Consider the following 12,516-nt stretch of genomic DNA (forward strand, 5'->3'; position numbering starts at 1 on the left):
ATTCATCTTATACTCGCTGAACATTATTAATTACTACTTTGCTTTTAGGCAAGCTTGGAATACTTACTTTGCTGTAGCTTAAATCCTGTTCCGGAACATCGTATGTCATTTGGTTAACTAGGAAATCCAGACTCAATTTCATCATCTCAATCGTCACCCATTCCCCCGCACAGCGATGGCCTAAATAGTAATCGCCGCCACCTTGCGGAATAAAGCTGAACGGACTGCCATCCCAGTTTTCAAAACGGCTCGGCTGAAACACTTCGGGATTCCCCCAAATATTCGTATCATGATTCGTTCCGTATAAATCCAATAAAGTTAATGTACCCTTTTCAAACGTATAATCCTTCCATGTAAAATCTGTTTTTACTTCCGCAGCGGCAAAAGGGAAGAATGGATAAAAACGGCGCACCTCCTGCACAAACATCTGTGTATTTTTTTCGTTGCCGGATTGAAGTTTCTTCCGCTCTTCCGGATAATGATGTGCAGCCAATGCTGAAAAAGTAATATAGACCGCAATCGCTACAATCGGCCTTAATATATTGATTACTTCTACAGAAGCGACCTCCTGATCAAAAAGATTCCCTTCCAAATCACGATGCATTGAAAACGTATACAGTGCTGTACCTTCTTCGGGATTCAGTTTCCCCTCGCGCACTTGGTCGATGAGGTTCCCCATCCACTTTTCCACCCGGTTTCTTGCATGTCTGCCAGCCCAGTGCGATGGTCCGATTGCCGTTGCCGATTCAAACATCGCTCTAAAATCGTCGGCGAGCTTTTTCATGTCCTTGTCTTCCACCGGTACCCCCGCCCACTCACAGGCAGTTCGGCACATAATTTCCAGCGCTTCCTCGTAAAGAACAACGTCGTCCATCTCCTGCCATTTAGTTAGAGCCGTGTCCCACTGCTTCGCGGCAATTTCATTCAGTTTTTTAAGTCTGTCCTGGGACATTATGGACATAAACATCTTTTTCCGGTGCTTATGGGTATCTCCATCCAGTGTCTGAACACCCTTTTTGCCGAATAATGTTTCGGCAACACGGTTTGGTGCAACGCCTGCCCTTTTAAACTTACTGTTATCGTAAAAAAGGTCGGCCGCTTCCTTTCCGCCCATACAGACCGCCTTTTTTCCAAGCAATCGTGTTTCGAACAGATCGGAATGAAAGCTTTGTCTTCTATTTAAAATATACAAATAGCCTTCTCTCAGAAGATTCAAGCTGTGGTCAATTCCTTCTTCCTTTGGCACCGAATTTGTCATCTACTTCATCTCCTTTTTTCTAAAAACATTGTCGGTAACCAATTCCCTGTTTATTCTTCAAAAAAACTTGCTTCCATTTGAACGCAAAAAACAGGCGGCGAAAATTTTCACCACCTGTTCATTCTTATACGAGCTCTGCTTCTGCAGATGTCTCACGCTTTAGCTGATCCATAATTTGTGCTGTAGAATAAACTGCCCCACAGCGTCCTGCCACATAGTTGATCGCCATTTCGTGCTCATCTTGTGTAAAATCAGCTACCGCATCGGCAATGAAAAAAGGCTTAATGTCCGACATGAAAGCTTCTCCAGCAGTCATGAGGCAACCGATATGGGCGTAAACCCCGCAAATGATTAACTGATCTCGGCCTTGTTCATTCATCATTTCCAGTAAATTAGATTTTTTAAATGCACTGTAGCGCCATTTTTTCAATACGATATCGGCCTTGCCTGGCGCCAATTCATCGATCACTTTTGTAATATTCGGATCGTCTTTTAGTCCTGTTCCCCAAAAATCAGTCAGTAATGCGCGATCCTCTGGTTTTTGATTTCCCGATTGCGCCGTATAGACAACTGGAATGCCAAGTTCATCGCATTGTTTTCTGATTGCTTTTATGTTGGCGATCATTTCACGAACTAATGATGAATCCTTCTCATAATAATCGATAAAATATTGCTGCATATCATGAATGAGTAGGACAGACTTGTTGGGATCGACTTCCCAACCTACTTTATTTTTTGGAAGATTGCTTTCTTTTGGCATTTTATATGATGAGATCGCTGGAATAGCCATCTAAATCACTCCTTTTTCTTTGTTGGTGAACCCTGTTGTATTTCATATAAATAGTCGTTAAATATCCTTCAGCTGCTCTGTATCGATACCCATTGCGCGAAGCATTGTCTGGAATTTCGCACCCGTCTCAGCCAATTCTTCTTCAGGCTTCGATTCGCTCACAACGCCTGCTCCCGCAAATAATCGTAATGAATCGCCATTTGCCTCTGCGCAGCGAATCGTCACAACCCATTCCCCGTCGCCTTCAGCATCACACCAACCGATTGTGCCTGTAAAGAAGCCTCGGTCAAACGGTTCAATTTCTGTGATTGCCTGTCTTGCCTTTTCCGTTGGTGCGCCACAAACAGCTGGTGTAGGTTGCAGGGCAATGGCTAAATCCAACGATGAGATATCCGCTTCCAGGAGCTCTCCTTTAATGACAGTCGAAAGATGCATCATCGTTTCCGTATACACGACTGACGGTTTTTCCGGGACTTCGATCGTTTTTAGTAATGGACGCAATCCCTTGACGACTGCTTCCACTACGACCGCATGCTCATGTAAATCCTTTGGAGAAGAAAGCAGTTCCTCTGCACGTCTTTGGTTCTCTACCGGATCTTCACTTCTAGGTCTTGAACCTGCCAATGGATTCGCGATGGCGTACATCCCTTGTCTTGAAACAAGCAGCTCCGGACTAGCCCCGATGAGCGAAGCCTTTTGATTTCCGTATTCAATCGGTGCTGCAAACGTATATCCATGTTTGTTTTGATACGCAAGATTTCGTAACAGCTGCGGAAGGTCGATCGGCTTATTGAGACTTACTTCCAGTGAACGTGCCAGTACAATTTTATCGAGTTCGCCGTTTTTTATTCTTTCAATCCCTTGTATGACACCCTGCTTATAGTGCTCTGGTGATGGATTGGATACGAGCCGATTAACAGTAACAGATGCTGAAGCGGTCACTGCCCTTTCCTCCTGCTGCAATGATGGTGCGATTTGGATAGATTCCGGAACAAGTAAACAAGCCTTTTTATAGTAATCAAATGGCACCGCGCCCGCTACGACAGGTCGTGGATGTCCTTGTTCTTTGGCTTTCTTCAACGCGCTCGCCACTCTATCGGACAATCCTTCCATCTGGTTTTGAAGTGGTTCACCCGCTGGCACGTGCATGAATACACCTTTGCCTAATATCGTTCTTTTTGGTGTTTCAATGAAAAAATCACCAACTTCATACTCATCTAAAAGTTCATGTTCGATTAGTGCTTTTTGTTTGCTTACCATATTACCGCTCCTTTTCGTTTCACTACTCTGAATTCAAAAGACAGACTTAGCTCGCTCCCAATGTTGCGCCGCCATCCACGACAAGATTGCTCATCGTAATATGGCTTGAGTGCTCGGACAGAAAAAACAGAATAGCACCGACAATATTGTCCGGTTGTGCAATCTTTTTCAGTGGAATCCCTACTTTATACGTTTCAGGCATTCCTTTAATCATAACTTCAGCTCCATGATCATCGGACCACATCGAACGTTGCATGTCCGTATCCGTCGAACCTGGTGAAACGATATTGCAGCGTATATTATGCTCTGCCAGCTCTAAACCGAGACATTTTGTAAACATGACCGTTGCCGCCTTTGATGCTGCATAGGCCGCCATAGAAATTCTCGGTACACTTGCGGCATTGGATCCGACTGTTACAATTGAACCTGCTTTTCTTTGAATCATATAACGGCTTACCGCTCTTGAAACATAAAACACACCTGTCGTATTAATTGAAAAAATCCTTGCCCAGTCACGGTCAGTACATGATTCGACCGGTCCTGTAGCCAATGCACCTGCTACATTGACGAGCATTTCAATTGGCCCGATTTCGTTTTCCACTTTCTCTACAACTGCATCAATGGCGTTACTATCTCCGACATCTGCAGGAAAGGCGAAAACTTCGTGGTCCTGCTCTATTAAACCAATCACATGGCTTCTCAATTTCTCCTCGTTATAATCGATTACAGCAACTTTTACTCCTAATGTAGCCAAGCTTTTGACAAGGCTTGCGCCAATTCCCTGGGCTCCGCCTGTCACAAGTGCAACTTTCCCTCTTAACTCCTGAAAGTTCACTTCAACACTTCCTTTCGTTTACAGTTATGTAAAGACAGCTTGATTTCTTATTAGAATCAACAATCAATAATGATAATCATTATCAATTGATTCTATTAGCAATGATAGGCCTAACATTTTACAACGTCAAGAGACATTCAAACATTCCAATAGAAAGACCTAAGTTTTAGTTTAGTGCTGATTTAAAGAAGTAATATTCGGCATTTTTGAACGATTTATAAGGAAAACTGCGTTAATTAAATCCAAATAAAGGAATAAACATGAACTTCCTCTCCTCTATTATGTAGTCTTATCAATTCATTACTGACCTGTAGAGAAGCTATCATTGTGTAAATATTTTGCCAGAAGTACTTTCTGGGATAAGAGAGCGATAGGAATATGGAATTACTGCACAAAAGATTATGGAATTTATTCGTTTTCCCTGTGAATATTAAATTATTTTCTGTTAATGTAGAACACCGTTAAATACCTGCTACTAAAACATTCCCAAGCTTTGAATTCCATAAAAATTACTACAAGCCCGAAAAAATTTTGTTTAACAAGCGCTTGTTTGTGTTAATTACAGTAATAATACTTTTTTTCTGTTAACAGAAAAAAGCTCTACATAAAAAATTTGCTGTGCAGTTTTACTTAGAAAATGAAATAAAAAGGACGTGGTACATGAATGTTGGAAATCGTGAATTTTTTGAATAAGTATGTTTGGAGTAATGCGTTAGTATTTTTATTTTTGGCGGTCGGTCTCATTTTTACGTTGAGAACTCGATTTGTTCAAGTAAGACGCTTTAAAGATATGATCACATTGCTGTTTGAGAAAAATAATGATAATGCAGGAATTTCCTCTTTCAAGGCATTGGCGATGTCATTGGGCAGTCGTATCGGTACAGGTAATATTGTCGGTGTTGCAGCAGCCATCAGCCTTGGTGGTCCTGGTGCAGTTTTCTGGATGTGGGTTATGGGATTTTTAGGTGCAGCCACTTCATTTATTGAAATTACCCTTTCTCAAATTTTCAAAAGTAAAATCGAAGGTGAATACCGCGGCGGAACACCGTTTTATATTTACAAAGGCTTGAATTTAAAATGGTAACACAGTCGGCAATGAGTACACTGATCTCTCCGACATTCGGTCAGTACTTTATGACAATTTCATTATTCCTGTTCTGTTTTACTACGTTAATTACGTACTTCTACAAAATGGATACGAACATTGCCTTCATTAAAGAAATGCTGAATATCGGCAAAGCAGGCAAAATCATTACGCATGCTGCCCGCCTCGGACTTTTAGGCATGGTTATTTTCGGCGCAGTGAATTCGGCTACCCTTATTTGGGCGATTACTGATTTAGGAGTAGGTTTGCTCGGCTGGGTGAACGTCATTACGATCGTGCTGCTTTCGAAAACCGCTTTAACCGCACTGAAAGATTACGATACGCAAAAACGTTTGGGGCTTAACCCAACGTTCAATCCGTTAGTGTTAGGGATTAAAAACGCGGATTTCTGGGAAGACCTCGAAGCAAGATCTTCAATACCAAATACCGTTCCTTCAAAAGGAAAAACGGTCGTTGCGAAGAAAGTCCAAGAGCGTCTGCAACCAGTGCCGAATCCGTTTTCTAAATAAGTGATAGGCTGACCATTGCTCGTTGTTTCGGTTGTGGTCAGCTTTTTTATTTATTATTTACTTCATATATGGTTCAATTATAGAACAAACGTTCCAATTAAGAGGTGAAGTTTATGAACATCGAACGGCTGCATATCCGCATCCTGATTACGTGCTCGATTGTGGGCTTTGCCAAACGTGAAGCATTGGCCGCAAGCTATCCGACAGAGGCAATTGATGAACTGGAACAGCACGGCTATATTGCCCGGACGCGCTATGGCCATTATTACAATACGAAGCTTGCCGCGCAGTATTTAAGAAAGTTTATTACAACGTATAGCCCGCGCTTGAAGGTTGCGGAAATGGTGGAACTGTTGGAGCATGCACCCGAATATATCGTCGTCGATATTGAAACGACGGGTGGCTCTGCTGCTAGAGGTGATAAAATCGTGGAAATAGCTGCGCTAAAAATACGTGACGGAGAAACGGTGGACCTTTTTCACCGCTTTGTGAATCCGGAAAAACTGATTAAAAATTCGCATATTCACGGGATTACTAATGAACGGGTGAAAGGTGAGCAAACGATCTCCCCTGTCATTCACGCCTTTAAAGATTTTTTAGGTGATTTGCCGATTGTCAGTCACCATATCGGGTTTGACTGGTACAGCTTCCTCGCACTCGAGTTTTTCCGAAATGGCATTCGTCCAACGAATCCGGCAGCCTGTACGGTAATGCTTGCGCGCAAATATTTGGACAGTCCGAGAAATAATTTAAATGTTATTGCCGAAACGTATAACATCCCGCTTCTTAACCATCATACAGCCGATGCGGATGCGATTTGTGCCAATGAAATACTGCAGCTTATTTTGAAAAAAGCGACTGCACAGTAGGAGACGGTTCTATCGGTTCTATTTGTGCGATCGCTTTTTTGTTTTGTGATTTTATTAGAATAGTTAGGGCGGTTATTAGAAAATGTCGGCGGGGTATAAGAATATCGGTGTCCTTTAATTGAAGATGTCGGCTGTTTATTAGAACAACCCACTGATTTATTGGCATCGCACTTTTATTGGAACATTTTTTTGTTTATTAGAACGATGCAGGTCGTTATTAGAAGCGTTTGCATGCCTCCTTTTTCGTTTTGAAACTATTTCCAGCTTATCGACGTAGAATAGAACAATTGGAGGTGTACGGATGAGAAACTTATCTTCGTATATAATGCTTACCGGGATATTGATCACTGCCTTAAGCGGGAACTGGATTATTCTTAATTATGATAGCATCACAATTTATCCGAGAGCTTCTTATCTTTCTTTCGGAATCGGGTTGGTACTGGTAGGATGCAATTTTGTAATGAATCAATTCTTCAGTTACCGGGAACCGGAAGAAGGACATACAAAAGATAAACGGCATGCTCTAAACGAATGGCTTACTGCTAATCAGCCAGTTAATAAATGGTTGAGTGGACTTGTTATTCTACCGCTTGTGATCGCACCGTTTTATAGCTGGACGCTGTTTTTTACGATGCTGGAATGGTATTTATTTTCGGGGCTTGTAATAGCCGGTATTATTTACATGCTGAAAGGTGACAGAGTAGAAGACAATAAGGACTGGGAGTATAAAGGGAAGACAAAAATGATGCTTGATCTGATCGATTACCGCAAACATCCCTTTAATATTTCGCTTATTATCTACATCCTGGTCATTGTCAGTTTTGTGTTAAGCAAGAGGTTGGATATTCCGCTCTATATGGAAACAGGGGGCAACTCGCGCTACGTTACTTCTTTGCCAACAATTTCATTTTTAATGTCTTCCTTAATGGTCGTGAGTACGTTTATTTATATTATCAGTCATGGGAATTTCTTTGGTTTTCGTAAAGCTGAGTTAAGTTATGAAAGAGTCATGTTCGTCCACTTTACAGAAATTATTGTATGTGGTGCTACCCTGTTTATTTTAATTTTCACATTAATCAATGCGTTGTATGTGTATTTTTAAATGGATGGCTACTAACGACATAGGCACACACTGGTAAATTATTGCATATTTTAACTACAATAAAAAAGAGGTGAACTATTGAATCCGAATCAAGATTATACATCAGTGCAACCCCAGTTTACATTCGACCTTAATAAAAACCCGTTGTTCGTTAAAGACCAGCAAAATTTTATTAATGTAATGGGCGTCAACCAGTTAAATACACTGGATAATATATCGCTGCTTGATATTTATTTGAGTGCCAATAATGTGATTGAACCGCACTACCACCAAAATGCGGCGGAACTTGTTTACTGTATTGCGGGGAGTGCGATTGTTTCGATTTTGAATCCGTTTACGAAACAGCTGATGCATTTTCCGATTACCCCCGGTCAAGTAGCGAACGTTCCTCAAGGGTGGTGGCATTACGAAGTCGCTACGCAAAACAACACGCATCTGCTTGCCATTTTTAATGCTCCGACACCGGAAGTCATTTTAGGTTCCGACCTCCTTAAGCTGACACCAGCAAATATTATGGCCCATACGTATGGCATGAACGAAAATTTATGGCAGCAGGCAATTGCTCCTGTCAGACCGAATACTTTCATCGGTCCGCCAAACCCTTGGCAACATGCCCAACCCGGTAATTATGGCGGCGGGTATGAGCAGTAGTTTTTCTCGGTCAAAGGAATCAAATTTAGAAAATGCATTTGCATAATGAAACGGCCGTGTTATGATAATTGTGAAATTAACCTAATATTGGAAGCAGATGATCTGCTCATAAAACTACTAGGGGCGCCTTTTGGCTGAGAAGTACCCTTTGCACCTGATCTAGGTAATACTAGCGTAGGAAAGTAGTGTCGATCCCCTATTTTTATTTTTGTATAGGCTACGATACCACTTTCTTAATTGAAAGTGGTTTTTTTGTTGCAAAAATTATTATAAAGGATGGTAGAAATGAATAAAACGAGAAAACTTACATATTCCGCGATTATCGCAGCGATTACGACGATTCTCAGCAGTTTGGTGTATATCCCATTAGGTTTTGCAAAAATTTTTCCGATTCAGCACTTTGCCAATGTCGTATCGGCGGTACTGCTCGGTCCATGGTATGCGGTATTACAGGCGTTTCTTACATCGACGTTAAGAAATTTGATGGGGACAGGCAGTATCTTTGCCTATCCGGGGAGTATGATTGGCGCACTTCTCGCTGCATTTTTGTTTGCGAAAACGAAGAAGTTGGCGTTTGCAGCTGTAGGTGAAGTGATTGGGACAGGGTTGCTCGGTGCGATGGCTACTTATCCGATTGCGATTTTATTTTTAGGTCAGGAAGCGGCACTGTTCGGTTTTGTCCCGGCATTTATGATGAGTTCGTTTGCGGGTGCGCTTTTAGGCTATGGCTTGCTGAAGATTATGGTGAGAAACAGGGCGTTTGGCGGGATGCTTTATCAGAATGCCGGTTGAGTAGCTGGCGTTGAACGCAAGGGATTTATTATTAGAAGACTTTAAAATATATTAGAAAATGAAGCGCCGGGTATCGACTCATGACACCCGGTACATTTATTAAGCTAAATTGATTTGCCATGACACGCCGTAACGGTCATTTAACCAGCCGAATTTCTTACTGAAACCGTAATCACCGATTGGCATTAGTGGATGGCCGCCTTCAAGCAGTTTTTCATAAAGATGATTGATTTCTTCTTCTGTATCACATGTAATAAAAATAGAAAATGACGGTGTGAAGTCAAACTCATGTTTTAAATTGCTGTCAATGCACATAAATTCCTGACCTTTTATCGAAAAAGTTGCTTGCATAACTTTCCCTTCATCTCCGCCTTCATTTGCTCCATAGCGGACAATACTCGTAATTTCTGCGTCCTCGATAACGGATGTGTAGAAGTTCATTGCTTCTTCTGCAACGCCGCCTTGAAACATTAAAAATGGTTTTGCGCTTTTCATTGTACCCTTCCCCTTCTGAATTCAAATTTACACCACTTCAATTTAGCCTATTTTACCATTTTTCGCGAACTTTTCTCCCTATAAGTTAGAGGCATCTCCTAACTAGACGGTGCCTTTGATTTAATATTTAAATTTCGCGATGAGCTGTTGTTCCGAAGATGCGGCTACTTCTTCTGGAACCGTATAAAGATATAGTAGAACAATTCAACCTTTTATTAGAAAATCTTCCCCGAATATTCAATCACCGGATGGTCATAACCCCCACCTTGTGTTTCATTATACGTCCTAACCTTGATAGCTCACTTTTCCGGTCTCAACTAATTCCTTCAGACCCATGAACATTAAATTCCAGCCATGTTCTGTGCCATCTCGCATTTCATCTAGAGCTTTTACGATGTCTGCATCTGTCCATTGCTCTTCATTTTCAACATGCATCAGTTGGGTGAACGTCATTTCACTGCCTTGTCCCAACTCTTTCAGCTCCACTGTGATTGTATCTTCCAGTTCGCTGAATTGCGGCATTTTAAAAGTGAACACGATTTTTTCAGGCGAATTGATTTCAACATACTTCCCGATCGCCCGGTAGTCTACACCTTGCCGGTGGTCTACAATTTCCCAACTGCCCCCTACTTTTGGGTCATTTTGTGCAACCTTGTTCGTCCCTTCCAATGTAAAGAACCACTTTTTCATCATTACAGGATTCAACCATGCGTCAAACACTTTTTCAGGCTTTACATTAAATTCTCTTTTCATTGTTAATGTAGTCGTTGAGGTATTGTTCATTCAAATTCTCCTTTTAGTTACTTTAGTTTATTAATAACCTATTCACAGGAACTTTTAAAACAATTGCTCCAATAAAAAAGTCTCCTGCGAGATTATTCTCACAGAAGACTTGCTTCATCAATTATTCTCCGAAAACGATATGCCACTCGGCGCGGCCTGCTAAAAATTCCTCAGCTAATGCTTTTGCGCCTTCTAAACTATGGCTTGCCGCCCAGCCGCATTGCACTTCATTACATGCTGGAACAGCCTCTGCCTTTAGCACATCTTGCAGCGTATTTTCAATAATCGTTAATACGCCGTCATAGTCATTGTAGTTCAGTAATGCCAAGTAGAAGCCTGTTTGGCAGCCCATTGGCGATAAATCAACGACATCTTCGCTATGATTGCGGATACGGTCAGCCATTAAATGCTCTAAAGAGTGTAGTGACGGCATTTCCATATGTGCCTTGTTCGGCTGTTTGAAACGGATATCGTATTTTGTTACGACATCGCCTTTCGCTCCTGTTTTCGTACCGGCAAGTCGCACATAAGGTGCCACTACTTTCGTATGGTCTAAATCAAAGCTCTCTACATTTGTTTTTTCTGTTGTCATGTTGAATCCCCCTAGTTAAATAAATTGCATCGATTTTATAAATTGTTGAATCCGTTCGTTGTTGTTTGCCGTAAAGAAGTTTTCGGTTACGCCGTCATAGCCGATTTCACCGTTTTCGAGAAATAAAATCCGATCTGCCACTTCGCGCGCAAAATTCAAGTTGTGCGTCACGATAATCATCGACTTGCCTTCCTCCGCCAAATTTTTCAGCACCTTCAGCACTTCTCCTTCCAGCTCGGGATCCAGTGCACTTGTCGGCTCATCGAACAGTAAAAACTGCGGCTCCATTGCCAATGCTCTTGCGATGGCGACACGCTGCTGTTGCCCTCCGGATAATTGCGATGGATACTGGTCTGTTTTATGACTCAGGCCAACCTTCTCCAATAATTGCTGTGCCTTTTGTTTAGCAGCCCCTTTGTCTTTCCTTAAGACGGTAACCGGCCCTTCCATCACATTTTCAAGCACTTTCATATGCGGGAACAGATTGAAGCTTTGGAATACCATCGCTGTATTTTGGCGTATTGAAAGCAGGTTCTTCTGAGAGATTGGCTTGTTCAGTTCAACTTTTTGGTTGCCGACTGTCAGAATCCCTTTTTCAGGTCGCTCCAATAAATTGATACAGCGTAACAGCGTTGATTTCCCTGAACCGGATGGACCTAAAATAACCGTTGTTTCGCCTTCATGAAATGTTAAATTAATATTTTTCAATGCCTCGTTTTCGCCAAAGAACTTCGACATTTGCTGAAATTGTACGATAATAAGCCCTCCCTTCTAGCGCTTCACCTGACACTTCTACACATACTTCGATGCGTATTTTTCCAGGCGGCTTTGAATGATCATCAGTATACTAATGAAGATTAAATAGATGACCGCACAAAGTGAATAAATCATAAGCGGCTCATATGTACGTGCGGTAATTTGCTGTCCGACCATGAATAGATCCGCTAGAGTAATACTCGCAACTAACGATGTGCCTTTCACTAAATCGATAAAATCATTGGCCACTGATGGTAATGAAATTCGGACGGTTTGCGGTGCGATAACTCGTCGCATCATTTGCCAATACGTCATACCGAGAGATTCTGCAGCTTCCCATTGTCCTTTTGGGATGGCCAAAATCGAAGCTCGAATCGATTCAGATGCATAGGCGCCTGTATTCAGTGAGAATGTAATAATCGCCGCTGTCCAGGCATCAAGGGTAATCCCCAATTTCGGAAGACCGAAGAATACGATAAACAATGTCACCAATAATGGTGTTCCACGGAATACCCAGACGTAAGTACCGAAAATCCAGCGTAATACTTTATAGTTTGAGATTCTAGCCAGTGCCGTCACGACTGCGATGACTAATGCTATGGCAAAGGCAATGAGCGATAGCGGAATGGTAACAAGAAGTCCTGCTTTTAAAATCGGCCAGATCGAGTTAAGTAAAATATCCATTTCTCTACTCATCCACTAACACTCCTTTCTATAGT

14 protein-coding genes, 1 pseudogene and 1 riboswitch are annotated in these 12,516 nt (G+C 41.8%); of the genes and pseudogenes, 6 read left to right on the forward strand and 9 right to left on the reverse strand.

Annotation, left to right across the window (positions count from 1 at the left end):
- Positions 1-7: 7 nt before the first annotated feature.
- From M3166_RS12455 to M3166_RS12470, 4 genes and pseudogenes are all read right to left on the reverse strand, one after another.
- Complete coding sequence (locus tag M3166_RS12455; RefSeq protein ID WP_251690167.1) at positions 8-1,258, reverse strand: cytochrome P450; 1,251 nt, start codon at positions 1,256-1,258, stop codon at positions 8-10.
- A 157-nt stretch (positions 1,259-1,415) separates the two neighbouring features.
- A pseudogene (locus M3166_RS12460) lies at positions 1,416-2,048 on the reverse strand (isochorismatase family protein); the annotation flags it as partial.
- A gap of 57 nt (positions 2,049-2,105) precedes the next feature.
- On the reverse strand, positions 2,106-3,308 hold the full coding sequence (gene dhbC, locus M3166_RS12465; protein ID WP_251690168.1) for an isochorismate synthase DhbC: 1,203 nt from the start codon (positions 3,306-3,308) through the stop codon (positions 2,106-2,108).
- Positions 3,309-3,354: 46 nt separating this feature from the next.
- The gene (locus tag M3166_RS12470; protein ID WP_251690169.1) at positions 3,355-4,143 is read right to left on the reverse strand and encodes a 2,3-dihydro-2,3-dihydroxybenzoate dehydrogenase; all 789 of its coding nucleotides are present in this window, start codon (positions 4,141-4,143) and stop codon (positions 3,355-3,357) included.
- A 664-nt stretch (positions 4,144-4,807) separates the two neighbouring features.
- On the opposite strand from M3166_RS12470, the gene M3166_RS19580 reads away from it, so the two are divergent.
- The 6 genes from M3166_RS19580 (at position 4,808) to thiW (ending at position 9,171) form a co-directional block, all read left to right on the forward strand.
- Positions 4,808-5,227, forward strand: a complete 420-nt coding sequence (locus M3166_RS19580) for an alanine:cation symporter family protein (RefSeq protein ID WP_435368077.1) — start codon at positions 4,808-4,810, stop codon at positions 5,225-5,227.
- On the forward strand, positions 5,221-5,757 hold the full coding sequence (locus tag M3166_RS19585) for an alanine:cation symporter family protein (RefSeq protein WP_435368078.1): 537 nt from the start codon (positions 5,221-5,223) through the stop codon (positions 5,755-5,757). Before M3166_RS19580 ends, M3166_RS19585 begins: the two co-directional genes overlap by 7 nt.
- A gap of 113 nt (positions 5,758-5,870) precedes the next feature.
- A complete protein-coding gene (locus tag M3166_RS12480) occupies positions 5,871-6,626 on the forward strand; it encodes a 3'-5' exonuclease (RefSeq protein ID WP_251690170.1) in 756 nt (251 codons plus the stop codon).
- 301 nt (positions 6,627-6,927) lie between these two features.
- The gene (locus M3166_RS12485; protein WP_251690171.1) at positions 6,928-7,728 is read left to right on the forward strand and encodes a nucleotidyltransferase; all 801 of its coding nucleotides are present in this window, start codon (positions 6,928-6,930) and stop codon (positions 7,726-7,728) included.
- A 78-nt stretch (positions 7,729-7,806) separates the two neighbouring features.
- On the forward strand, positions 7,807-8,379 hold the full coding sequence (locus M3166_RS12490) for a cupin domain-containing protein (protein WP_251690172.1): 573 nt from the start codon (positions 7,807-7,809) through the stop codon (positions 8,377-8,379).
- Positions 8,380-8,488: 109 nt separating this feature from the next.
- Positions 8,489-8,577: riboswitch (TPP riboswitch) on the forward strand.
- Positions 8,578-8,664: 87 nt separating this feature from the next.
- Positions 8,665-9,171, forward strand: a complete 507-nt coding sequence (gene thiW, locus M3166_RS12495) for an energy coupling factor transporter S component ThiW (RefSeq protein ID WP_251690173.1) — start codon at positions 8,665-8,667, stop codon at positions 9,169-9,171.
- Between the two features lie 99 nt (positions 9,172-9,270).
- On the opposite strand, the gene M3166_RS12500 is transcribed toward thiW, so the two are convergent.
- From M3166_RS12500 to M3166_RS12520, 5 genes are all read right to left on the reverse strand, one after another.
- On the reverse strand, positions 9,271-9,666 hold the full coding sequence (locus tag M3166_RS12500) for a VOC family protein (protein WP_251690174.1): 396 nt from the start codon (positions 9,664-9,666) through the stop codon (positions 9,271-9,273).
- A gap of 285 nt (positions 9,667-9,951) precedes the next feature.
- Positions 9,952-10,449 carry an SRPBCC family protein gene (locus M3166_RS12505; RefSeq protein WP_251690175.1) on the reverse strand — a complete coding sequence of 166 codons (498 nt, stop codon included), beginning with the start codon at positions 10,447-10,449 and terminating at the stop codon, positions 9,952-9,954.
- A 121-nt stretch (positions 10,450-10,570) separates the two neighbouring features.
- Positions 10,571-11,041, reverse strand: a complete 471-nt coding sequence (locus M3166_RS12510) for an S-ribosylhomocysteine lyase (RefSeq protein WP_251690176.1) — start codon at positions 11,039-11,041, stop codon at positions 10,571-10,573.
- A gap of 15 nt (positions 11,042-11,056) precedes the next feature.
- On the reverse strand, positions 11,057-11,797 hold the full coding sequence (locus M3166_RS12515) for an amino acid ABC transporter ATP-binding protein (protein WP_251690450.1): 741 nt from the start codon (positions 11,795-11,797) through the stop codon (positions 11,057-11,059).
- A 36-nt stretch (positions 11,798-11,833) separates the two neighbouring features.
- Positions 11,834-12,493: an amino acid ABC transporter permease gene (locus M3166_RS12520; protein WP_251690177.1), complete on the reverse strand. Its 660-nt coding sequence runs from the start codon at positions 12,491-12,493 to the stop codon at positions 11,834-11,836.
- Positions 12,494-12,516: the final 23 nt, after the last annotated feature.

Origin of the sequence: Solibacillus isronensis (genome assembly GCF_023715405.1) — a bacterium.
GTDB classification, from domain to species: Bacteria; Bacillota; Bacilli; order Bacillales_A; family Planococcaceae; genus Solibacillus; species Solibacillus isronensis_B.